At 59.2% G+C, this 22,265-nt stretch carries 17 protein-coding genes and 4 pseudogenes; 17 read left to right on the top strand and 4 right to left on the bottom strand.

Annotated elements, in window-relative coordinates:
- The first annotated feature begins 5 nt into the window (after positions 1-5).
- The 7 genes and pseudogenes from fliQ to P6U16_RS07075 all read left to right on the top strand — a co-directional run bounded on the left by fliQ (position 6) and on the right by P6U16_RS07075 (position 5,374).
- A complete protein-coding gene (fliQ, locus tag P6U16_RS07105) occupies positions 6-272 on the top strand; it encodes a flagellar biosynthesis protein FliQ (RefSeq protein WP_277703168.1) in 267 nt (88 codons plus the stop codon).
- A gap of 124 nt (positions 273-396) precedes the next feature.
- The gene (flhA, locus tag P6U16_RS07100) at positions 397-2,484 is read left to right on the top strand and encodes a flagellar biosynthesis protein FlhA (protein ID WP_277703167.1); all 2,088 of its coding nucleotides are present in this window, start codon (positions 397-399) and stop codon (positions 2,482-2,484) included.
- A pseudogene (gene fliR / locus P6U16_RS07095) lies at positions 2,481-3,232 on the top strand (flagellar biosynthetic protein FliR). The gene flhA and the pseudogene fliR overlap by 4 nt, the downstream one beginning before the upstream one ends.
- A 3-nt stretch (positions 3,233-3,235) precedes the next feature.
- Positions 3,236-3,652 carry a hypothetical protein gene (locus P6U16_RS07090; RefSeq protein ID WP_277703166.1) on the top strand — a complete coding sequence of 139 codons (417 nt, stop codon included), beginning with the start codon at positions 3,236-3,238 and terminating at the stop codon, positions 3,650-3,652.
- Positions 3,653-3,772: 120 nt separating this feature from the next.
- Positions 3,773-4,345, top strand: coding sequence for a rod-binding protein (locus tag P6U16_RS07085; RefSeq protein WP_277703165.1), 573 nt, complete (start codon positions 3,773-3,775; stop codon positions 4,343-4,345).
- Positions 4,346-4,439: 94 nt separating this feature from the next.
- Positions 4,440-4,808 carry a hypothetical protein gene (locus P6U16_RS07080; protein ID WP_277703164.1) on the top strand — a complete coding sequence of 123 codons (369 nt, stop codon included), beginning with the start codon at positions 4,440-4,442 and terminating at the stop codon, positions 4,806-4,808.
- A complete protein-coding gene (locus P6U16_RS07075) occupies positions 4,808-5,374 on the top strand; it encodes a hypothetical protein (protein WP_277703163.1) in 567 nt (188 codons plus the stop codon). The genes P6U16_RS07080 and P6U16_RS07075 overlap by 1 nt, the downstream gene beginning before the upstream one ends.
- Before the next feature lie 55 nt (positions 5,375-5,429).
- On the opposite strand, the gene P6U16_RS07070 is transcribed toward P6U16_RS07075, so the two are convergent.
- Positions 5,430-6,419: a glycosyltransferase gene (locus P6U16_RS07070; RefSeq protein ID WP_277703162.1), complete on the bottom strand. Its 990-nt coding sequence runs from the start codon at positions 6,417-6,419 to the stop codon at positions 5,430-5,432.
- Positions 6,420-6,580: 161 nt separating this feature from the next.
- Here P6U16_RS07070 and P6U16_RS07065 point away from each other — a divergent pair, with 161 nt between their 5' ends.
- The 3 genes from P6U16_RS07065 to P6U16_RS07055 all read left to right on the top strand — a co-directional run bounded on the left by P6U16_RS07065 (position 6,581) and on the right by P6U16_RS07055 (position 9,548).
- A complete protein-coding gene (locus P6U16_RS07065; protein ID WP_277703161.1) occupies positions 6,581-7,855 on the top strand; it encodes a glycosyltransferase family 4 protein in 1,275 nt (424 codons plus the stop codon).
- 83 nt (positions 7,856-7,938) lie between these two features.
- A complete protein-coding gene (locus tag P6U16_RS07060) occupies positions 7,939-8,658 on the top strand; it encodes a WecB/TagA/CpsF family glycosyltransferase (protein WP_277703160.1) in 720 nt (239 codons plus the stop codon).
- A gap of 11 nt (positions 8,659-8,669) precedes the next feature.
- A complete protein-coding gene (locus P6U16_RS07055) occupies positions 8,670-9,548 on the top strand; it encodes a DUF6492 family protein (RefSeq protein ID WP_277703159.1) in 879 nt (292 codons plus the stop codon).
- 4 nt (positions 9,549-9,552) lie between these two features.
- On the opposite strand, the gene P6U16_RS07050 is transcribed toward P6U16_RS07055, so the two are convergent.
- Positions 9,553-9,978, bottom strand: coding sequence for a hypothetical protein (locus P6U16_RS07050; RefSeq protein ID WP_277703158.1), 426 nt, complete (start codon positions 9,976-9,978; stop codon positions 9,553-9,555).
- The gene (locus P6U16_RS07045; RefSeq protein ID WP_277703157.1) at positions 9,921-10,820 is read right to left on the bottom strand and encodes a hypothetical protein; all 900 of its coding nucleotides are present in this window, start codon (positions 10,818-10,820) and stop codon (positions 9,921-9,923) included. Before P6U16_RS07045 ends, P6U16_RS07050 begins: the two co-directional genes overlap by 58 nt.
- Before the next feature lie 487 nt (positions 10,821-11,307).
- Here P6U16_RS07045 and P6U16_RS07040 point away from each other — a divergent pair, with 487 nt between their 5' ends.
- Together P6U16_RS07040 and folD are read left to right on the top strand one after the other, a co-directional pair.
- Complete coding sequence (locus P6U16_RS07040) at positions 11,308-13,167, top strand: GumC family protein (protein WP_277703156.1); 1,860 nt, start codon at positions 11,308-11,310, stop codon at positions 13,165-13,167.
- 191 nt (positions 13,168-13,358) lie between these two features.
- Positions 13,359-14,257 (top strand): annotated as a pseudogene (folD, locus tag P6U16_RS07035) (bifunctional methylenetetrahydrofolate dehydrogenase/methenyltetrahydrofolate cyclohydrolase FolD).
- A gap of 12 nt (positions 14,258-14,269) precedes the next feature.
- On the opposite strand, the pseudogene P6U16_RS07030 reads toward folD, so the two are convergent.
- Positions 14,270-15,300, bottom strand: a pseudogene (locus P6U16_RS07030) (substrate-binding domain-containing protein).
- Between the two features lie 296 nt (positions 15,301-15,596).
- Between P6U16_RS07030 and P6U16_RS07025 the strand changes: the two are divergent.
- From P6U16_RS07025 to ugpC, 5 genes and pseudogenes are all read left to right on the top strand, one after another.
- On the top strand, positions 15,597-16,955 hold the full coding sequence (locus tag P6U16_RS07025; RefSeq protein ID WP_277703155.1) for an ABC transporter substrate-binding protein: 1,359 nt from the start codon (positions 15,597-15,599) through the stop codon (positions 16,953-16,955).
- A 197-nt stretch (positions 16,956-17,152) separates the two neighbouring features.
- A complete protein-coding gene (locus P6U16_RS07020; protein ID WP_277703154.1) occupies positions 17,153-18,163 on the top strand; it encodes a sugar ABC transporter permease in 1,011 nt (336 codons plus the stop codon).
- A gap of 1 nt (position 18,164) precedes the next feature.
- Entirely contained in the window at positions 18,165-19,304 is a 1,140-nt protein-coding gene (locus tag P6U16_RS07015; RefSeq protein WP_277703153.1) for a carbohydrate ABC transporter permease, read from the top strand.
- 45 nt (positions 19,305-19,349) lie between these two features.
- Complete coding sequence (locus P6U16_RS07010) at positions 19,350-21,002, top strand: alpha-amylase family glycosyl hydrolase (protein WP_277703152.1); 1,653 nt, start codon at positions 19,350-19,352, stop codon at positions 21,000-21,002.
- Positions 21,003-21,065: 63 nt separating this feature from the next.
- A pseudogene (gene ugpC, locus P6U16_RS07005) lies at positions 21,066-22,153 on the top strand (sn-glycerol-3-phosphate ABC transporter ATP-binding protein UgpC).
- Positions 22,154-22,265 lie beyond the last annotated feature (112 nt).

The raw sequence follows: 22,265 nt of genomic DNA, 5'->3' as shown, positions 1-22,265 counted from the left end.
ATGACATGAACGAGGCGGACGCGCTCGATATGGTGCAGGCGGCGATCTGGACGGTCATCGTCGCCTCCGGTCCGGCCGTTCTCGCTGCCATGGTCGTTGGTGTCGTTGTCGCCTTTATCCAGGCGCTGACTCAGATTCAGGAAATGACCCTGACATTCGTGCCGAAAATCCTGGCGGTGCTGATCACCGTGGCGATTTCGGCACCCTTCGTCGGCTCGCAGATTTCGATTTTCACGAATGTCGTGTTCTCGCGGATCCAAAGCGGCTTTTGAGCTGCAAATCCTTCCTCGTCTTTGATTCTACCATTTTCGCGCAAGTTTGGTGCGCTAGTGCTGTCGGTAGTTTGGGCAGCAGGTATGAATGCTGCCCGCCTCTCATGAAGAGACGGATTTACCGATGGCACAACCACCTGCTCTGATCATCCCGAAAGTCGCGCCCAAGGGCAAGGATATCGGCTTCGCGCTCGGCATCGTGGCCATCCTGTCCATTCTCTTCCTGCCGATCCCACCATTCCTGATCGATATGGGCCTGGCCTTTTCCATCGCCTTCTCCATCCTTATCCTGATGGTTTCGCTGTGGATTCAAAAGCCGCTCGATTTCTCGTCCTTCCCGGTCATCCTGCTGATTTCGACGATGATCCGGCTTTCGCTCAACATTGCCACAACACGCGTGATCCTCTCGCATGGTCATGAAGGGCACGATGCAGCAGGCGGCGTCATCGCCGGTTTCGCCGAGCTTGTCATGGGGGGCGATTTTGTCATCGGCCTGATCGTCTTCCTCATCCTGATCACGGTGAATTTCATCGTCATTACCAAGGGTGCGACGCGTATCGCGGAAGTCGGCGCGCGCTTCACCCTCGATGCCATCCCCGGCAAGCAGATGTCGATCGATGCCGACCTTTCGGCCGGCCTGATCGACGAGAAGGAGGCCCAGCGTCGTCGCCGGGAATTGGAAGAGGAAAGTTCCTTCTTCGGTTCGATGGACGGTGCCTCGAAATTCGTGCGCGGCGACGCGATCGCAGGGTTGCTGATCACCGCCATCAACGTCTTCGGCGGCATCATCATCGGCTATGTGCGCCATGACATGTCGATCGGCGAAGCGGCCGACGTGTTCGTCAAGCTTTCAGTCGGCGATGGTCTTGTTTCGCAGATTCCGGCCCTGATCGTCTCGCTCGCCGCAGGTCTGCTCGTTTCTCGCGGCGGCACATCCGGTTCGACCGACGAGGCCGTCATGAACCAGCTGAGCGGCTATCCCCGCGCGCTGATGCTTGCGTCTGGCCTTCTCCTTCTGCTCGCCTTGATGCCCGGCCTGCCGTTCATTCCGTTCGCGCTTCTCGGCGGTGGCATGGGCTTCCTTGCCTGGGTGATCCCGCGCCAGCTTGAGGCGGCCAACAAGGTCAAGCGCGATGAAGAAAGCACCAAGCAGCAGATGACCAAAGATACCGAAAAAGATTCGGTCAAGTCGGTGCTGAAGACTTCGGAAATCGAACTGATGCTCGGCAAGCAGGTCTCGACACGCCTTCTCGGCGCCCATCAGGAGCTCGCGTTTCGGGTCGGCAAGATGCGCCGCAAGTTCGCCGGCCAGTACGGTCTCATCGTTCCCGAGATCAAGGTCTCCGACGACATCAGTATTCCGGACAAGGCCTATCACATCCGCATTCACGGCACGACGATTGCCTCCAACACCGTGCGTGTGGGCGAAGTCCTTGTGGTCACCGGCGGTGGTCGGCGGCCAAGCGTTCCGGGCGACGAGATCCGCGAACCAGCCTTCGGCATGCCGGCCGTTTCGATTCTCGAAGCCTTCACCGAAGATCTGAAGCGCGAAGGCTTCCACCCGATCGACAATGTCTCGGTGGTGCTGACGCATCTTTCCGAAGTGATCCGCAACAACCTTCCGCAGCTTTTGTCCTACAAGGACGTCAAAATCCTCATCGAGCGTCTCGATCCGGAATATCGAAAGCTTGCGGATGAAATCTGCACGTCGCACATGTCCTATTCCGGCCTGCAGGCCGTGCTGAAGCTCTTGCTCGCCGAACGCGTCTCGATCCGCAACCTGCACCTGATCCTCGAAGCCGTCGCGGAATTGGCGCCGCATGTCCGCAAGACCGAGCAGATCGTCGAGCATGTCCGCGTTCGCATGTCGCAGCAGCTTTGCGGCGATCTGGCCGACAACGGTACGCTGCGCGTGCTTCGTCTTGGCAGCAAGTGGGACATGGTCTTCCATCAGGCGCTGAAGCGGGACGCAAAGGGCGAAGTCGTCGAGTTCGACATCGATCCACGCCATCTGGAGGAGTTCAGCGAACAGGCGACCAAGGTTATCCGTGAACATCTCGACCGCGGCATGCCGTTCGTGCTGGTAAGTTCACCCGAATCCCGCTCTTATGTGCGCATGATCATCGAACGCTTGTTTGCAACATTGCCGGTTCTCAGCCATGTCGAGCTCGCAAAAGGCCTCGAGATAAAGATCATCGGCTCGATTTCATGATCACCGATCCGGAAGGGACGGTGCTGGCCCTTTTGCGGCTTTTTGCCGGATCGGCGGCTGCATCATGGTCATGCCCGGATTTTCCACGGCCCGCGTCCCGGTTCAGCTTCGTCTCTTTTTGGCGCTGGCCATATCTATGGCGATCCTGCCAGTCATGTGGGGCGATATCTATCCCCAGATCAACGGCAAAGGTCATACCTATATTTACATCATCGCGACGGAAACGGTTGTGGGTACCGTCATCGGCCTGATTGCGCGCTACTATGCACTCGGTCTTCAATTTGCCGGTACGGTCATCACCATGATGATCGGCTTCAATGCGCCGCCGGCGGCGGACGTTCTAGAAGACACGGCCGAAAACCAGATGACCAATATGATCAGCTTTGCGGGACTGATGGTGCTGTTCATGCTCGATTTCCATCATGTCATCCTGGAAAGCGTCGTGGAATCCTATCGTGTTATGCCGCTTGGCATTGGCTTTGATCCGCAAGGCGTCTTGATCACGCTTACCAATTCGATTGAGCAGACCTTCTATATCATGCTGCGCCTTGCCAGCCCCTTCATCATCTACGGGCTGCTGTTCAACGTTGCGATCGGCATGGTCAACAAGCTCGCACCACAGATTCCGATCTACTTTATTTCAGCGCCCTATCTCATCCTGGGTGGCATGTTTCTGGTCTATCTCGCCATATCCGCGATGCTGAAACTCTTTGCTGCGGGTTTTGGCGTGGTTATGCAGGGGAGTTGAGCGATGACGAAGACGCGTTCGGAAAAGCTGAAGCGACTGGTCGCCGTTCAGCGCCATCTCGAACAGATGGCGGAGAGCGAGCTTGCCGAGACCTCACGCCAGCGCCGTGAACTTGCCGATACGATTGATGTCGTTGCCGATGCTATGGGATCGGCAAATCCGCTGCATGCCATGTTCTCGGGGCATTATGCGTCGCAACTCGGCCGCCTTGCGCAGAAGGACCAGATGCTGCTCGGCATTCAGCAGGTCCACGAAAACCGCGTTCTTAAGGAGCGCGCCAAGGGCGACAGGCTCGAGGACAATATGCGGGACGCCCGCGATCTCGAAGACAGGGCAGCGGCCGATGACGCGGTCTACGATCTTGTCGATCAGCACGTGCTTGGTGCTTCGCCAGCTTCCGGTAAGCTTGGCAGGTCATAGTTCACCCTGAAGCCGGCCCTGCCAAAAGCGCGGTCGATCGGGTTTAATATGCTGAAATCGCAACTGTTTCACCGCGGTCCGTCGCGTGCTTGAAACACGCGTGGCAAAGGGGACAAAAACATGGCCATCTCGCCTCCCAGTGATCTCGTTCTGGATGTCGTTCGCGCTGCGGACCCGACAGAGGTGCAGGAAGCCCAGTCGCGGCTGAAGGCCAATCGTGCCGCTTTCCAGGCGACGAGCCTCGCTGAAAATGGCGCGGGCTTTGCCAGTGCGGTCTCGGTCCTCAATCAAAATGCCCCCACGAACAGCCTCGGCGATATCAGCAATCGCGTCGAGCAGAAGAAGATTCCGGAAACCTACCGCAAGTTCGAGGCCATGGTGCTGCAGAATTTCGTGAAGTCGATGCTGCCGGCCGAGAGCGAGGAAGTCTACGGCAAAGGAACGGCCGGCGATATCTGGAAGAGCATGATGGCCGAGCAGATCGGCAATGTCATGGCCAAGGGTGACGGTATCGGTATTGCTTCAAGCATGGTGAGCGACCGCCTCGTCCAAGGCACGGATGCGGACCGCGTCAAAGCCTCGCTCGACGGCAACGACCTGAACGTCGCCTCCAGCATGGTCCAGGAATATCAGCGCAAGGCCGTCGCCGATTTCATGGGGACCGACGAGACCAGAGATAAAGAAAAGGCCTGACGTGCGCCTCGCACGCTCGACAGTTTGAATCCGCGCATAGACGTTCCGGTCGGGTCTCCGATCGATCGCGACAGGCGCTAACCGGAGCGAAAGAATGGAAGTTGCAGCAACAGGTGACGTGCGTATCCAGAACGTGCTGGGTCGTCTGGAGATGATTATCGACAACGAAAACAGCCGGATCGGCGTCGATACGAGCTTCGATCTGAAGGCGTCGAATGCCCGCAAGAGCCGCTGCCTTTATGAATTGACGATGTTGCGCCGCAATGCGCCGGTCATGGACCTCTCACCCGCCTTCGTATCGCAGACCAAACACATCCAGACGAAGCTGGTTGCGAATTCCCAGAAGGTGGAAGCCCATATGGAGGCTATCCGTTCCGTCGTCGATATTCTCAAGACTGCCGTCCAGGATGCGGATGCGGACGGCATCTATTCCGAGCAACAGTTCCGTTACAGCGATTTCTGATGCTGAAACTCGTCTTCACCGGTGTCTGGGTCTGCGCAGTCTCGCTGGGCTCCGTCTATGCGTCGATCAAATATGCCTCGGCCCCAGTCGTCACCGACGCCGAGGCGGAACGTCGCGCCTCGGAAGAATACGTAACCGGCGAGATGGTCACCGTGCCGGTCATCACCAACGGTTCCGTGCAGGGTTATTTCCTGACGAAACTGTCGTTTTCGGTGAAGAAGGACAAGATCAAGAATTTACCGATTCCACTGAAGGAAATGGTCACCGATCAGCTTTTTGACATCCTTGTCGGCGATCAACTGATCAATGTCGCCGATACCAGCAAATTCGACCTCACGCATTTCAAGACGGCGGTGAAGGACGGGCTCAACGCCAAAATTCGCGATGAGGTTATCACCGAGGTACTGGTCGAGCAGTTGGAATACCTGTCGAAGGGCGATGTCGCGCGTATTGCCGACAGCCAAAACCAGCCGCGCGAGAAGCCGGTGACGATCAAGGACAAGGACGGCAATGCCGCGCATGACGTCGTTCCTGGCAAACCTTCGACCGAAGCCGCCGCCCACTGATCCTGCCTGGGATCCCCTGTGTTTGAGAGATGGGGCGATCGGCCGACGGCTCGCCCTAATTCTTTTCCGGATTTCTATATTGCTCGTTGACGATCCCGACCTCCATCATCAAACGACCGATCGCCACGTAGAAGTGGTAAAGCCCGGCACTCGGCAGACCTGTCCGTCTCCAAAGGCTCGCGCCGCGCCAGGGAGAAATGGCCAGAAGCGCCAGCGATTTGGCAAGTGTCTTCAGTCGCCCGGCCAGTCCCGGATTGGCGCGATGCTCGAGTAGCGCCGAAATCGCTCCGTTTCGCAGGCTTCTTGCGCGGATCCACGATGATTCCGTGCGTCTTGCCGGGATGGATTCCGCCACCCATGCTTCCGTTGCCCAAGCAAAGGAAAAATTTCGTTCGCGGCAGCGGCGATAGAAATCGCTGTCTCCACCACCGATGAAATTGAATGACGGGTCAAGAAACGGTTGCGGCATTGATCGCAGTACGTCTCGGGTGATCAGCACGTTGCCGGAGGAGTACAGAATCGGAACGGGGCCGGTTGTGTCATAATGGGGCGTGAAAACCGGGTGTTTCTTGATGATGTTGGGCGTGCGGTCTTCCAAGACAGGCAATTGCGGGCCGCCGACAATGGCAGTTCCTGTCTGCTTCTGTACCGAAATGAGACTGTTTAGCCATTCAGGCGAGGCGATTTCGTCGTCGTCAATGACGGCGATGCCGCGCAGATTGGGATAGGTCGATAAAGCCATGGCCCAACCGGCATTGTAAGCGTGGCAGTTTCCACGCTGGTGCGCGACGATGACCAGGGCATTCGCACGGTGCTCCGACAGGAACTGTTTTGCTGCGTTGGCGCCGGCCATTCCCTCGGCGTCGTTCTCCATCACCACGACTGCAAAGGGGGCGTCAGGTCTTTGTGAAACAATGGTTTTCAGAGTATCGATCAGATGTTCCGGCCGTCGGAACGTAGGCAAAGTCACAACATATTCGATGCTGTCGGGGGCGTCCGCTGCGATCTGGTGGAAGACGCTCACATCTTGGCCGGGCACTGTCATGATCAAAAAACCTGTCGGAGACGATTTGCTGACAAGCACTAAAGCAAATCTTCCTAAACAGATGTTGAATTTCTAAATTTGCTTTTGAATGAATAGCTTAAACGTGATTTCATATCGTGTTGCTATGGTTCGGATCAGTCGTTTCAAGGTCCGCTGGCAACATGAATCTCGTCCTCGTCTCATCGCTGGTCCCAGTCGAAAATCCATCCACGGGTTTCGACATAGCCAACCGCGTCGTTTTCGACGCGCTCCGCGCGCTCGGGCACCGCGTGAGCGTTATCGGCTATCTGCAGCCGGGGCAGGCGCCGGTATCGGGTTCGGACACGCATCTACTCGGCGAGCTTGAGGTCACCAATGCCAAGGTGGGGCCGGCGACCAAGCTGCGCTGGCTGGCGACCGCTATTCTCAACCATACCACGCTATCATCGGCCAAAATGCTGAAAGCGGGCGAGGCGCGGATCGAAGCGCTTCTCCGCGCCCTGCAGCCATTCGACGGGCTTGTTCTCAATTCCGTTCAGCTGCCGGCGGCCTATATCGATGTTCTGCAGCGTTATCCTTCGGTCTATATCGCCCACAATGTGGAGGCAGCTTCTGCGCTGGAAAACGCCGCCGCCGCCAGCGGCTTGATCGAACGCTTCCTGTTCGAGCGCGAGGCATTTCATCTCGGCAAATCTGAGCGACGCTTGACGCAGGGTGCGGGGTGCGTCTGGACGTTCAGTGAAGCCGATCGCTTCGGATCTGGAAAGCTGGTCTCTCAGCGCTCATCGGTCCTGCCGCTGGTGACGCAATGGGCTTGCCCTGCGGCCGCTGCACCGGCTCCGATACAGCATGACCTTGGCCTGATCGGCACCTGGAGCTGGAAAGCAAACCGTATCGGGCTCGATTGGTTCCTGGCCGAGGTGGCTCCGCTTTTGCCTCCGGACATGACGATTGCCATTGCAGGTCATCTGAAGGACTCACCGACCCTTTCCCATCCGGGTGTGCGTTTTGTCGGCCGTGTCGCCGATGCACACGACTTCGTCCGTGCGAGTGCGGTTGTGCCCCTGGTCGCCCGCGGCGGCAGCGGGGTGCAGCTGAAAACCATCGAAACATTCGAGTTGGGTATGCCCTCTGTCGCAACGCGCGCGTCGCTGCGCGGCATCGATACGCTGCCCGAAAATTGTGCCGTCGCCGACGATCCGGCGATCTTTGCGCAGCGTCTGATCGAGCGCGTGGCCTCTGTGAAGGCGGGTAATCCGGGACGCATTTCCGGTTCTGCCTTTCATGCGGCCCAGAAGTCCGCTCTGCTTGCGACGATGCGACAAGGGTTGAAGAACTTCGAAAGTGAGGAGCCGCTGGCCATCGCCGATCCGATCCGTCTTTCTGTTGGACGACAGAGAACCGGCTCTGTCAGCCCCGTCAAATTTTCCATGCATGAGGGAGGGATATCCCGGTGAACCTGTTTTCTGCTACCTCAATCGTGGCATCCCAGAGACCGATACTCGATCTTCCCGTATGTGATTTCGGTTGGGCGGATGCTTTGGCATTCACCGACGAGCTCGCCTCGATGCCGATCGGCCAGACTGTCATTTCCTTTCTCAACGCCAACAACGCCAATCTCATGATGACGGACCCGGAATACCGTGCGATCCTTGGCCGACATGTGGTGCTGCCGGACGGGCATGGCGTCGATCTTGCATCCCGGCTCTTCCATGGTCGCATGTTTCCAGCCAATCTGAACGGCACGGATTTTGTACCGGCGCTGATGACGTACATGACCAAACCGAAGCGCATCGCACTGATTGGGGCATCGCCGTCCGTGTTGGCCAAGGCAGTCGAGAATTTCCGCAAGCATGCGCCCTGGCACGAGTTCATCCCGATTGTTGACGGATATTTCGATATGGCCGAGTCGGATGAAATCATGGCGCGTGTCCGCGCGGCCAGACCGGATATTCTGCTGGTCGCAATGGGCAGCCCGAAGCAGGAAAAATGGATTGATCGCTATGTCGGCCCGGGTCATGCGCGTCTTGTGATGAGCGTCGGAGCCCTTTTTGATTTCATGGGGGAGGTCCCGCGCGCATCGGCGACCGTTCGTCGTCTGCGGCTCGAGTGGCTGCATCGGCTGGTTCATGAGCCGGGACGGTTATGGCGCCGTTACATCATCGGGAATCCTTTGTTCGTATATTACATCCTGCGCCACAAGCTCCTTGGGCGCGGGAAGAAGACCCGCACTGATACGCGGCGTGCCGGTTCTTTCTGACAGGTGAATGGATGCGCACTGCAGTCGTAACGGCTTCCTATGTCAGCGATTTTGATCGTTGCCGGCTGATGTGCGAGAGCATCGACGCGCGGCTAAAGGGCGATTGGGTCCACTATATCCTGGTGGCTTCGTGCGATGTCGCGCTGTTCAGAAGACTGGAAGGTCCGCGGCGGCGCATTATCGATGAGCGAGATCTCTTGCCGTCCTGGCTGGTGTCGATGCCGGATCCAATGTCGGTCGGTCGCCGCAGGATATGGGCCAACCCCTATAGCCTGCCTTTGCGGGGCTGGCACGTGCAGCAGCTGCGCCGCCTTGCACTGGCGCGTCATATCCAAGAGCACGTCATGTTCGCGATCGATTCAGATGTCGTGCTTCTGCGTGATTTTGATGTCGTCGATCTCTGGCAAGGCGACCGCCTGACGCTTTATAGCCGGGATGGCGGCGTCGGCGCCGTTATGCGTTCCAACCACCTGGAATGGCTCGCCCATTCCGACCGGTTGCTGGGTATTGGTCCCTATAGCCTTCCCGCCAACGATTACATCAGCACGCTGATTGCCTGGCGCACTGATACCTGCCGGGCCTTGCTAGATCACATCGAGAGGCTCCACGGACGCAACTGGGTCCGTGCGATGCTTCGGTCCCGGCAATTCTCCGAATGTATGATCTATGGTCGCTTTGTCGACGAAGTGCTGATGGGTGCTGGCCATCGGGCTTCACCCAACGGGCTTTGTCATGTGCTCTGGTTTGATGACAGCTACCCGCGTGATATTGGCGGCCTTCGCCAGTTCATGAACGACATGGAGCCGCATCAGATCGGCATCGGCGTGCAGTCCTTCGTCGGTCACGATCTATCCGATATCCGCAACGTCCTCCTGGAAAAAGCCGCCTGAGACCTCAGATCACGCGTCCCATCTGCCTGCGCAACGCGCTGTAGGTCAGGAGGAGAGATGCTGCATAGAGCGCTAGATAGACGCCATTGAGCAGGGGTGCCCAGTGCGTGACGTCCGTGCTGGTCTTCATCACGGCGGCCAGCAATGCCACCTTCAGAATGCCGGCAATGATGAGATTGAAAATCCTTCGGATTGTATGGCCGGTCGCATAGAGAAGTTCGGAGTGATATTCGACCAGATTGCGGAAGGGCGGAACAAGAAGCACCGCCAGCAGCCAAGGCGCTACTTGCGCGACATTGTTTCCGAGCCCGTTCGGGATGATCCTCAGATAGACTGCCATGGCGGTGATGGCGGCGCAGGAGACGGCTGCGATCAGCGCTTCGATAGTGATGCGCAGCTTCCAGGATCCGATGGTCTCCGGCGTGCGCATGATCTTTTGCACGAGAAGCATATTGAAGGAACGCACGGGCAGGGCGGTAAGATCGGCAAGCCGCATGATGATCGCGTAGATCCCTGAGACTTCCGGGCCACCGATGGCCAGTACAGCAATCTTGTCAAATTCTGACTGCACATAGAACAGCACCTCGGCACCCGCAACGCTGACCGAATCCGCCCAGCGGCGAAGATACAGTTCAGGTCGCCAGCGCAGCCGCACCTCGGGAAGAAAACGATCATGGCAATCGCTAGGCACACGGCATTGGCCAGCAGATAAAGCAGCGACCACGTGGCCAGCGATGCCGCGACCTGCGGCAGGGAAAACACAAGCGCAGCAACGGTGCGTATGGCGGTACCGATCACGACGAGCATGGCCGCGCGGCCGAAACGGCCAAGGCCGTTCAGAACGATGACCACGACTTCTAGCCCGCGCCAGAATAGTATTTCGGCGGCCATGAAGGCTGCGAAAACCCAAAGCGCCATGTCTCCAGCAAAAACAGCATAATAGACGGCGAGCGAAAGTGCGCAGATCAGCGGCAAGGAGAGCAGGGCGCCGACGAGAAAACCCAGACTGTAAGTGCCGACCAGCAGCGGCTTCACGGTTGCCACGCGGTAAAGCGGCGACATGAAGCCGAAAGCGAGCGTGCGGGAAATCATGATGCCCGTTGCCGAAGCCGTGGCGAACAGGCCGAATTCCGCGATCGAAAGGCCGTTGGCGACACAGATGAAATAGACAAGCGACAGCACAAGCCGTCCCGCCGAACCGCCGGTCATCGACAGATAGGCATGGATGAGGGCGCGATGCCGTCCGTAGAGTGTGCTGGCGAAGGTGATCACGCGGTGGCTTCCAATTGCTTGTCCATTTTTCTAGCTGCTAAAGTTTAATGAGCGGTTTGAAAATGTCCGGCGGGCGGTCGATGAAGCGCCTTGTTGGGCTGATATTAACGATTTGTTTTCCATAAAAACTTAACCTGTCTTCACATTTGAAGAACTTCCGCGCTGTTGGAGCGCAAGCAGGGCCTTTCATGTTTGATCCGGTAGACAAAAAACGGCCTGTCCCCCGCCGTTCTCTGCTCGACCTCGCGCCGGGGAGAGGACCGTTGCGCATGGTTCGCAGGCGTCTGGCGGCACATCCAGAGCGCAGAGCGGATCGCTTCTCGATCGCCTGGCGGCCGAGGCTGAAAAGTCGGCCAGCATGCGCCCGGCGCGCGCCCGGGCATCGGACTTCCGGCCCCAGTTGGATCCGGCTACATCCCGCGCCGCCTCTCGATCGGAAACGGTTGAATCGGCACGGCATGCCGGCAAAGCCAGCACAGGCAATCGATTGACCCGCTGGCTGAACGGCGATCCCGCCGCGGACGACTCGCGTCAGCGCGCCTTCGTTGAGCCGGCGGCGGAAGAGCCGCGAGCGCAGCCTCGCGTTCAGGCGGAAGAGCACATTCAGGCAAATGAGCCTCCCCATGGCGGTGGCTCCGATAGAGAGCGGCCGCTGATCGATATGGGGATCATCGTCGGTTCCGTATGGCAATTGCGTCACATTATTCTTGCAACGACCGTTCTCGGCGCCGTCGGCGGCGTGATGCTGGCCCTGGCGACGCCCAGCATCTACATCGCGGAAAGCAAGCTCTATGTGGATCCGCGCGAAATTCGCCTGACGGACTCCGATCTTTCAAAGGCAAGCCTTGCGACCGAAGCGATCCTGGCGCTTGTCGATAGCCAGCTGGAAGTCCTCCGCTCGAGAACCGTGCTGGAAAAGGTCGCGGCCGATCTCGGTCTCGATCGGGATCCGGAATTCGGCAGCATCGCTGGAGATAGTGGCAATATGGCAACCGGGATCGGTGTCATTTCCGACCTCATGACCGGAGACAAAACGCAGCCCCTGCCGGCGGCAAGCACCGGCGTCGGCGCGCGGACTCTGGAAAATCTCAGCGACGCCGTAACGGTCTCGCGCGATCCGAAAACCTTCATCGTGACCATCGAGGTCGAAACCAAGGATCCGGCGAAATCGGCCTTGATCGCCAATCGAATCGTGCAGACGTTCCTCAACGAGGAAACCGCAGCCCAATCCGGATTTTTCCAACGGACCACCGCAGCCCTCGACAGCCGCCTGGCGGATTTGCGCACGGAACTGGACAAGGCCGAAAACGCGGTCGAGAAATACAAGGCGGACAATGATATCGTCGGTGCATCTGGCGAATTAATCTCGGACAAGCAATTGCTCGCTCTGAACGACCAGGTCGGGATCGTCCGCAGCCGCATCGCCGACGCGCAGGCAAAGGCCGATGTCGCAACCAAGATCCAGCTGAATGACGTCCTGAGTGGTGCCTACCCGGAAGAGCTTGGCTCGGCTACCCTTGCAGAACTGCGCAAGCAATACTCCTCGGCGCGGGCACAGCTGGGTGCGCTGGATGCGAGCCTGGGGCCGCGCCATCCGCAACGGCTTGCGGCGGCACAGTCGCTGGAGGTTGCCCGCAACGAGATCGGGAATGAACTGCGCCGCGTAGCGGCGACGACAAAAACGGAGCTGGAGCGCGCAAAACGTACCGAGCAGGATCTGGTGCGGCAACTGGCCGTGCAGAAGTCGCGCCAGGTCAACTCATCGCAGGATTTCGTCCAGCTGCGCGAACTGGAACGCAAGGCCGCGGCCACACGCTCGATCTACGAATCCTTCCTGAAGCGGGCCAGCGAAACCGGGCAGGAAGAAAAGCTGACCTCGAAGAATATAAGGGTAATTTCGTCGGCGGAACCGCCGTTGCAGCCGGAAGGTCCGTCCCGCAAGCTGATCGCCATCGGTGGCATGATGGCCGGTCTGATGGGCGGTCTGGGCCTCGGCATCCTTCTCGGCATTTACAGAAGCCTGCGCAACACGATCAATCTCTCCCGCCAGTCGTCGGACGGCATGCCCGACCAGGATCCTCCCGGCTATGACGATGATCATAACCGCCGTCGCCGCATCTTCGACGACGAAGCCGAAGCACCTGTCTGGCGCCAGCCCGTCACCCGTTCGACCATGCCCTCTCCGCATCATGAACAGGCGGCCCTGGCCGCGCGCGGGGCCGCGCAACACGCCTTTCACCAGGAACCGCCGCGCGACGCGGGTGTCTCCCAGGTTCGTGACGATCTGCGTGCGCTCCGCTCGCGCGTCGAGCACTATGCTCGCCAGCGAACTGGTACGGGACGCTGAACCAGGCCCGCTGCGCTTCAATCCTTGCATCTTGGATGAAAAATGCTGGTGCCGCGTTATGCAAGGTGACGAGGCTTGTCACGCGTGCTTGTATTTATTCGATTGGGACAGCATAGGACGCATTGAGGCCATCGTGGTATTCAATGAAAACTACAGTGGACCAAGAAAAGACGAACATCGGGAGAAGCGCCGTGGCGACTGTGATTGATGGCAAGGAAGTGGCTGGGTCCGTGATCGAAGCCGTCAAGGCGGCGTCGGAAATCCTGCAGAGGGAAAATGGCGTCAAGACCGGTCTCGCCGTCGTGATCGTCGGCAATGATCCGGCCAGCCACGCCTATGTTTCCTCCAAGAGCAGGATGGCCAAGGAATGCGGCTTCACGTCGGTGCAGCACACGCTGCCTGAAGACACGACGCAAGAAGAACTGGCGGCCCTGGTGCAGACGCTCAACGCCGATCCTTCGCTGCATGGCATCCTTGTCCAGCTGCCCTTGCCGAAACATCTGAATTCCGAGCCGATCATCCAGTCGATCCTGCCGGAGAAGGACGTCGATGGCCTGCATGTCGTCAATGCCGGCAAGCTGGCGACCGGCGATCTCGAAGGTGGCCTCGTTTCCTGCACGCCGGCCGGCTCGATGGTCTTCGTGCGCCGGGTGCATGGCGAGGACCTATCGGGTCTCAACGCCGTGGTCATTGGCCGCTCCAACTTGTTCGGCAAGCCGATGGGGCAGCTCCTGCTCGCCGCCAATGCAACGGTGACGATTGCTCATTCTCGCACGAAGGACCTCGCTTCCGTCTGCCGCAATGCCGATATTCTGGTTGCCGCCGTCGGACGCGCCGAAATGGTCAAGGCCGATTGGGTGAAGCCCGGCGCGACCGTGATCGATGTCGGCATCAACCGCATCGCCGCTCCTGAAAAGGGCGAGGGAAATCCCGCATGGTCGGCGATGTCGCCTTCGCCGAATGTGCGGAGGTGGCAGGCGTTATCACGCCGGTCCCCGGCGGTGTCGGGCCGATGACGATCGCCATGCTGATGGCCAACACGGTGATTGCCGCCTACCGCAAGGCCGGCCGCAAGGCGCCCAAGTTTTAACAGCGGTAGCGGTCAGTTTCGCGGGGCCGGGCCCGTCGAGGCACGCACGATCAGTTCGGTGCGCCAGAGTTCCTGATCGGGGTAGTCCGCCGTCTTCAGGATGCGTGAGATCAGCCGGGCCGCGATGCGCGCCCCGGCAGCGCGTAGCGATGAGCGTGTCGTGGTCAGCGGCACGGTGAAGTTCTCGGGCTTGAGCATCGGCAACACGTCGTCATGGGCGATGAGCGAGATATCCCGGCCGATCTGCAGGCCGGCGCGGTTGATGGCGCGCACGGCACCAAGGGCCAGAACGGTGGAGGAACAGAGAACCGCAGTCGGCGGATTTTCCTGTTCGAGAAAACGCTGCATGCTGCGAAAGCCATGTTCATCCGTCATGAAGGAATGGTGCACCAGCCGTTCGTCCAGCTCAAGTCCCCGCTCTGACAGGGCACGCAACATTCCCTTTTTCCGGCGCTGTGAAAAGGCCAGATAGTCCGGCCCGTTGAGCAGCGCCATGCGCGTATGGCCCAACTGCATCAGCAATCGCGTCGCATCATAGAAGGCGCCCGTGTTGTCGATGTCGAGAAACGGATAATCGGCGGGTCCGTCCATCGATCGACCGTGTACGAGAAAGGAATCGACAGGGATTTCAGGATCGAGATACGCGGATCGCTGGCGCGCATATAGGCGAGGAACAACGCATCGACATTGCCGCTGGCGGCGAGACGTCGGAAGGTCGTTTCCTCGTCTTCAGGCGCACTCGGATTGAGCACGAAATGAAAATCGTGCTTCACCGATTCCTCGGCCAGGCCGGCCAGAAATTCGCCGAAGTGGATGTCGGAATCGATGCCTGCTGCTATGGGCATGACAAGGCCGATGGAGCCGGCACGTCCGGTTGCCAGTCGTTGGGCTGCCCTGTTGGGCCGGTACCCCGTGGTTTGGACAGCCTTCAGCACACGCTGTCGGGTCTCGGCATTGACCTCCGGATAGCCGTTCAGGGCGCGGCTGACTGTCGTCTGTGACAGGCCAAGCATCTCCGAAAGCTGTTTCAAGTTCACGCCCATGAGCTGCGCATTCTCCCAAAGCGCTTTGATTTCTAATCGATTTTCGGTATTTCTCTACAATTCGCTTTTCGTTCTGTATCACCGGCTTGACGGCTCTCAAAGGAAAATTGGGCTGGTTGCGGCGCAAAATGCGCTGCAACGCACTAGAATACAGCAGCTTTTGTCGCAGACGGGAAAATCCCTTGACGAGGCTGCTCTGCAATGGTTTGTTAGCAACTTCAAAGCGCTTTGAATTTAGTGCGTGTTGAAATTCTGCCCGCCTCCGTCAGGGTCGGGCCTTCAGGGAGGAAAATGACGTGAAAAGATCATTGGTAATGGGAGTTGCGGCGCTGGCGTTGATGGCTGGTGCGGCGCATGGGGCAGAACTCAAGTTCAAGCCGGGCGAGGATGCCAAGTTCAACTGGGCAAGCTACGAGGAATTCAAAAAGGGTCATGACCTCAAGGGGCAGACGCTGACGATCTTCGGCCCCTGGCGCGGTGAAGACCAGACGCTGGTCGAATCCGTTCTCGATTATTTCCGCGATGCGACTGGCGCCGAGGTCAAGTATTCCTCGTCGGAAAACTACGAGCAGCAGATCGTCATCGACACGCAGGCCGGCAGCCCGCCGGATGTTGCGGTCCTGCCGCAGCCGGGCCTCATCGCCGACCTCGCTTCCAAGGGCTATCTGACGCCGCTCGGTGAAGAAACCCAGAAGTGGCTTCTCGAAAATTATGCCGCCGGACAATCCTGGGTCGATCTCTCGACCTACAAGGGCAAGGACGGAACGGCTGCACTCTACGCATTCCCTTACAAGATCGACGTGAAGTCGCTGGTCTGGTACGTGCCTGAAAACTTCGAGGACGCTGGCTATGAAGTGCCGAAGACCATGGAAGACCTCAAGGCCCTGACCGAAAAGATCGTTGCCGATGGCGGCACGCCTTGGTGCATCGGTCTCGGTTCCGGCGGCGCAACCGGTTGGCCGGCGACCGACTGGGTCGAAGACATGATGCTGCGCACGCAGCCGGCCGATGCCTATGACAAGTGGGTCACCAACGCGATGCCCTTCACCGATGCGGCCGTCACCGGCGCAATCGACGAATTCGGCTGGTTTTCCAAGAATGACAAGTTTGTTGCTGGTGGTGCTGCCGCCGTGTCGTCAACCGACTTCCGCGACAGCCCGAAGGGCCTCTTCTCGTCGCCGCCGAAGTGCTACCTGCACCATCAGGCATCCTTCGTTCCGTCCTTCTTCCCGGAAGGCACGGTCGTCGGCGAAGATGCAGACTTCTTCTACATGCCGCCTTATGCCAGCAAGCCGGATCTCGGCAATCCCGTTCTCGGTGCAGGCACGCTTGCCATGATCACCAAGGACACGCCAGCGTCCCGCGCCTTCATCGCGTTCCTTCAGACGCCGATCGCGCATGAAGTCTGGATGGCACAGTCGAGCTTCCTGACACCGCTGAAAACCGTCAACCAGGATGCCTATGCCAACGGTCCGATGAAGAAGCAGGGCGAAATCCTGCTTAACGCCACGACCTTCCGCTTCGACGGTTCCGACCTGATGCCTGGGAAGATTGGTGCCGGCGCCTTCTGGACCGGCATGATCGACTATGTCGGCGGCAAGTCTTCCGCTGATGTCGCAGCCGGCATCCAGAAGTCATGGGACGCTATCAAGTAAGCAGGGACATTGTCTCTGACCTAACAAGATCCCCCGAGCTCACGGGTTCGGGGGATGGACAATAAAAGGCCTGCCGCTGGCGCCGCTCGCGCGTTTTTCCGGTAAGGCGAGAAGAGCGTGCATCCAAGGGCGGTTCAACGCCCGACCGGCGCGCAAGGGGCGGTGCAAGTCCGCGCATTCCTGGGGAGGAAGGTGCCATGCAGCAGTTGTTTTTCGCCATTTTGACGATGATCGCCGGGGTTCTCGCCTGCGTCGTCTATTTCTTCGGAACCAATTTCATCCTCGACCGGCTCTTTCCGTCGAAGGGTTTGAGCGGACCAAACGCCTCGCGCAATCTGCGCATCACCAATGCGATCCGTCCCTGGTTGTTTCTTGGGCCTGCCCTCATCACGCTTGCGGTCTATCTCGTCTATCCCGTGATCGAGTCCATTCGCTTGGCATTCCACGACAAGAGCGGCATCGAATTCGTCGGCATCCGCAATTTCGTCTGGATGTTCAACGACGGCGAGTTCCGCCAGTCGATCTTCAACAATTTCCTCTGGCTGCTGGTCGTGCCGGCACTCGCCACCTTCTTCGGGCTGATCATCGCTGCACTCACCGATCGCATCTGGTGGGGCAATATCGCAAAGACGCTGATCTTCATGCCGATGGCGATCTCCTTCGTCGGCGCCTCGGTCATCTGGAAGTTCATCTACGACTATCGCCCTGAAGGCACCGAGCAGATCGGCCTCTTGAACGCGCTGGTGGTCTATTTCGGCGGATCGCCGGAGGCCTGGGTGACGCTGCCTTTCTGGAACAATTTCTTCCTGATGGTCATCCTCATCTGGATCCAGACCGGTTTTGCCATGGTCATCCTCTCGGCCGCCCTGCGCGGCATTCCGGAAGAGACGGTCGAGGCTGCGGTCATCGACGGCGCAAACGGCCTGCAGATTTTCTTCAAGATCATGATCCCGCAGATCTGGGGCACGATCGCCGTCGTTTGGACGACGATCACCATCACGGTGCTCAAGGTCTTCGATATTGTGCTCGCGATGACCAACGGGCAATGGCAGAGCCAGGTTCTCGCCAATCTGATGTTCGACTGGATGTTCCGCGGGGGCGGCGACTTCGGCCGTGGTGCGGCCATTGCGCTGGTCATCATGGTGCTCGTCGTCCCGATCATGGTCTGGAATATCCGCAACGCAACCAAGGAAATGGAGGGCCATTGAGATGATCGCTTCGTCCCGCTCACCCCTTGCCTGGGTCGTCCACCTTTCCGTCGCCCTTCTGGTCATCCTCTGGACGGTACCCACCGCCGGACTTCTCATCTCGTCGCTGCGCGACAAGGACCAGCTCGCCGTCTCCGGCTGGTGGACCTCGCTCGCCGACTCCACCCAGAACGCAGTCTTCCGCGCACCTGGCGCCGATAAGCAGGTCGAGAAGAACGGCAAGTTCGTCATATCAGGCAATGTGCTTGAGGGCGGTGCCGGCGAAGTCGCGGCCTTCGGTTCCTCCAGCCTGAAGCCTGGTGATTTCGAGCCGGGCCAGACGGCCGACCTCAACGGTGGCGAAAAGCTCACCGTGCAGGCCGATGGGTCCTTCGAGATCGTGTCGGATACGGCGATGGAAGGCACGCGCGGCCAGCGCATCTTCTATCAGGCCACCGTGCCGTCGCGCTTCACCTTTGACAACTACCGCGAGGTCTTTGCCGCTGCCGGCATCGGGGCGTCCTTCATCAATTCGCTGACCGTCGCCATTCCCTCCACCATCATCCCGATCCTCGTTGCGGCCTTTGCGGCCTACGCGCTCGCCTGGATGAAATTCCCCGGCCGCGCCATACTCGTTGCCGTCGTCGTCGGGCTTCTGGTCGTGCCGCTGCAGATGTCGCTGATCCCGCTGCTCAAGCTCTACAACGGCGTTGGCCTGTTCCTCGGCGTTCCCGCCAAGACCTATGTCGGCATCTGGCTGGCGCATATGGGCTTCGGTCTGCCGCTGGCGATCTACCTGCTGCGCAACTACATGGTCGGACTGCCGCGCGAAATCATGGAATCGGCCCGCGTTGATGGTGCGAGCGACTTCGACATCTTCGTCAAGATCATCCTGCCGCTGTCGTTTCCGGCACTCGCCTCCTTCGCCATCTTCCAGTTCCTCTGGACCTGGAACGACCTGCTCGTCGCCATGGTTTTCCTCGGCGCCGGTAACGAAGAGTTGGTTCTGACCGGTCGCCTTGTGAACCTGCTCGGTTCGCGCGGCGGCAATTGGGAAATCCTGACGGCCTCGGCCTTCGTCACGATCATCGTGCCGCTGATCGTCTTCTTCAGCCTCCAGCGCTTCCTTGTCCGCGGTCTTCTGGCCGGCTCGGTCAAGTAGGCGAGCATCCAGAGTGCCTTCGACATGAACATACGGGAAACTGCAATGACTGCGACTGGGGTGTCCATCCTGAAAGCCGACCGGGACTGGTGGCGGGGTGCGGTGATCTATCAGATCTATCCGCGCTCCTATCAGGATACCAATAGTGACGGCGTCGGCGATCTCAAGGGGATCACCACGCGCTTGCCGTACATTGCCTCGCTCGGCATCGATGCGATCTGGGTCTCGCCGTTCTTCACCTCGCCCATGAAGGATTTCGGCTACGACGTTTCCGATTATCAGGACGTCGATACACTCTTCGGCGATATCGCGGATTTCGACGCGATGATTGCGCAGGCCCATCGCTTGGGCATCCGGGTGATGATCGACCTGGTGTTGTCGCACACGTCCGACCAGCACCCGTGGTTCAAGGAAAGCCGTTCCAGCCGGTTCAATCCGAAGTCGGACTGGTATGTCTGGGCGGATTCGAAGCCGGACGGCACGCCGCCCAACAACTGGCTGTCGATCTTTGGTGGCTCGGCTTGGCAGTGGGATCCGACCCGGCTGCAATATTACATGCACAACTTCCTGACCTCGCAGCCCGACCTCAACCTGCACAATCCGGAGGTACAGCACGCGCTTCTAGCCGTCGAACGGTTCTGGCTGGAACGCGGCGTTGACGGTTTCCGCCTGGATACCATCAACTTCTACTTCCACGACAAGGATCTGCGCGACAATCCGGCGCTGGCGCCGGAACGGCGCAACGCCAATACCGCGCCGGCCGTGAATCCCTATAATTACCAGGAGCATCTCTACGACAAGAACCGTCCGGAGAACCTTGAATTCCTCAAGCGCTTCCGTGCGGTGATGGACGAGTATCCGGCGATTGCGGCGGTGGGCGAGGTCGGCGACAGCCAGATCGGCCTGGAGATTGCCGGGCAATACACGTCCGGCGGCGACAAGATGCACATGTGCTACGCCTTCGAGTTCCTGGCGCCCGATCCGCTGACGCCGGCACGCGTGGCTGAAGTCCAGCACGATTTCGAGCGCGCTGCACCGAAGGGCTGGGCCTGTTGGGCCTTTTCCAATCATGACGTCGTGCGCCATGTCAGTCGCTGGGGGCAGGGGATTGCGGACGAGCAAGCCTATGCGAAGTTTCTCGCCAGCCTCTTGATGACGCTGCGCGGTTCCGTTTGCATCTATCAGGGCGAGGAGCTTGGGTTAACCGAAGCCGATGTCGCCTTCGAGGATCTGCAGGACCCCTATGGCATTCAGTTCTGGCCCGATTTCAAGGGCCGCGATGGTTGCCGCACGCCGATGGTCTGGGACGACAAGGCCATCAATGGCGGTTTCGGGACCGGCAAGACATGGTTGCCGGTGGCGCCCGAGCATCTACCCAAGGCCGTGTCGGTCCAGGAGGCGGATATGGCCTCGGTCCTTCATCATTACCGGCGGTTTCTGGCGTTCCGCCGCCAGTATCCGGCCTTTGCCAAGGGCGAGATCGAATTCCGGGCCTATGAGGCGCCGCTGCTCGGTTTCGTGCGAACCTATGGAAACGAGCAGATCTTCTGCCTCTACAATATGAGCGATGTGGCGGTGACGACGAAGCGTCCGCTGGAACAGTTGGAAGCTCTGGATGGACACGGTTTCACCTCGACGATCAACGGCGACACGATCACGCTTCCGGCATGGGGCGGGTTTTTCGCGCGACTGACATAAGCGCCGGCACGGCCGCATGGCTGATGACGGACAAAGAACAACGGAATGAATGGGGAGGATGACATGGCAGGCCTGCAACTGAAGAATATCCGCAAGTCCTATGGCGCGGTGGATGTCATTCACGGCATCGATCTTGATATCAGGCAGGGCGAGTTCATTGTCTTCGTCGGCCCCTCCGGTTGCGGAAAATCGACGCTTCTGCGTATGATTGCCGGCCTCGAAGAGATTTCCGGCGGCGAGATGTATATCGCCGAGCGTCTCGTCAACGACGTACCCCCTCCCAGCGCGGCATCGCCATGGTCTTCCAGTCCTACGCGCTCTACCCGCACATGACGGTCTATGACAACATGGCCTTCGGCATGCGCATCGCCAAGGAGAGCAAGGAAGAGATCGATCGCCGCGTTCGTGCAGCCGCCGATATCCTGCAGCTGACGAAATATCTCGACCGGCTGCCCAAGGCGCTCTCCGGTGGCCAACGCCAGCGCGTCGCCATCGGCCGAGCCATTTGCCGCGATCCGAAGGTCTTCCTTTTCGATGAGCCGCTGTCCAACCTCGACGCAGCACTGCGTGTCGCAACGCGTATCGAGATCGCCAAGCTCAGCGAATCCATGCCGGATACGACGATGATCTATGTCACGCATGATCAGGTCGAGGCGATGACGCTTGCCGACCGGATCGTCGTCTTGTCCGGCGGTCATATCGAGCAGGTCGGTCCGCCGCTCGAACTCTATGAGCGCCCGGCAAACCTGTTTGTTGCGCAGTTCATCGGTTCGCCTGCCATGAACGTCATACCGGCCAAGATCACGACGGCAGGACAGCAAACCACTGTCATCCTGACGGGTGGCAAGTCCGTGACGCTCGATATCGCCACACCGGCATCCGAGGAGGGCAAGACAGCCAGCTTCGGCATCCGGCCGGAAGATCTGCAGATCGCCACCGACGACAATTTCCTGTTCGAGGGCACGGTCGCCATCGTCGAGGCGCTTGGTGAAGTTACGTTGCTGTACATCGAGGGTCTGGTCGATGGCCAGCCGATCATCGCCAAGCTGCCGGGTATTCTCGATATCAAGCGTGGACAGAAAATCCGCTTCACCGGCGATCGGGTGAAACTGCACCTCTTCAACGCCGAAGGCCGCAGCTACCGCAATTGATGGGCCCATTTGAATAGACCGGAAGGCGGCAACGTCTTCCGGTCTTTTGCTGTCTCCACGCCGGCTGCGGTGACGGGTTTTTAAATGTCTGCCGCTAAAGTAGCGGGGAAAA

The organism is Rhizobium sp. 32-5/1 (assembly GCF_029537235.1).
In the GTDB taxonomy this organism is placed as follows: Bacteria; Pseudomonadota; Alphaproteobacteria; order Rhizobiales; family Rhizobiaceae; genus Pararhizobium.
The sequence above is the reverse complement of the archived record's forward strand: the minus strand, read 5'-3'. Positions and strand labels throughout refer to the sequence as shown.

What these genes read in the sequence shown, in the direction of transcription:
- flhA (WP_277703167.1), top strand. Translation starts at nt 397, where the DNA reads ATGGCACAACCACCTGCTCTGATCATCCCGAAAGTCGCGCCCAAGGGC.
- fliQ (WP_277703168.1), top strand. Translation starts at nt 6, where the DNA reads ATGAACGAGGCGGACGCGCTCGATATGGTGCAGGCGGCGATCTGGACG.
- P6U16_RS07070 (WP_277703162.1), bottom strand. Translation starts at nt 6,419, where the DNA reads ATGACAGTGCCCGGCCAAGATGTGAGCGTCTTCCACCAGATCGCAGCG.
- P6U16_RS07075 (WP_277703163.1), top strand. Translation starts at nt 4,808, where the DNA reads ATGCTGAAACTCGTCTTCACCGGTGTCTGGGTCTGCGCAGTCTCGCTG.
- P6U16_RS07080 (WP_277703164.1), top strand. Translation starts at nt 4,440, where the DNA reads ATGGAAGTTGCAGCAACAGGTGACGTGCGTATCCAGAACGTGCTGGGT.
- P6U16_RS07010 (WP_277703152.1), top strand. Translation starts at nt 19,350, where the DNA reads ATGACTGCGACTGGGGTGTCCATCCTGAAAGCCGACCGGGACTGGTGG.
- P6U16_RS07085 (WP_277703165.1), top strand. Translation starts at nt 3,773, where the DNA reads ATGGCCATCTCGCCTCCCAGTGATCTCGTTCTGGATGTCGTTCGCGCT.
- P6U16_RS07055 (WP_277703159.1), top strand. Translation starts at nt 8,670, where the DNA reads ATGCGCACTGCAGTCGTAACGGCTTCCTATGTCAGCGATTTTGATCGT.
- P6U16_RS07065 (WP_277703161.1), top strand. Translation starts at nt 6,581, where the DNA reads ATGAATCTCGTCCTCGTCTCATCGCTGGTCCCAGTCGAAAATCCATCC.
- P6U16_RS07050 (WP_277703158.1), bottom strand. Translation starts at nt 9,978, where the DNA reads ATGCGCACGCCGGAGACCATCGGATCCTGGAAGCTGCGCATCACTATC.
- P6U16_RS07020 (WP_277703154.1), top strand. Translation starts at nt 17,153, where the DNA reads ATGCAGCAGTTGTTTTTCGCCATTTTGACGATGATCGCCGGGGTTCTC.
- P6U16_RS07090 (WP_277703166.1), top strand. Translation starts at nt 3,236, where the DNA reads ATGACGAAGACGCGTTCGGAAAAGCTGAAGCGACTGGTCGCCGTTCAG.
- P6U16_RS07015 (WP_277703153.1), top strand. Translation starts at nt 18,165, where the DNA reads ATGATCGCTTCGTCCCGCTCACCCCTTGCCTGGGTCGTCCACCTTTCC.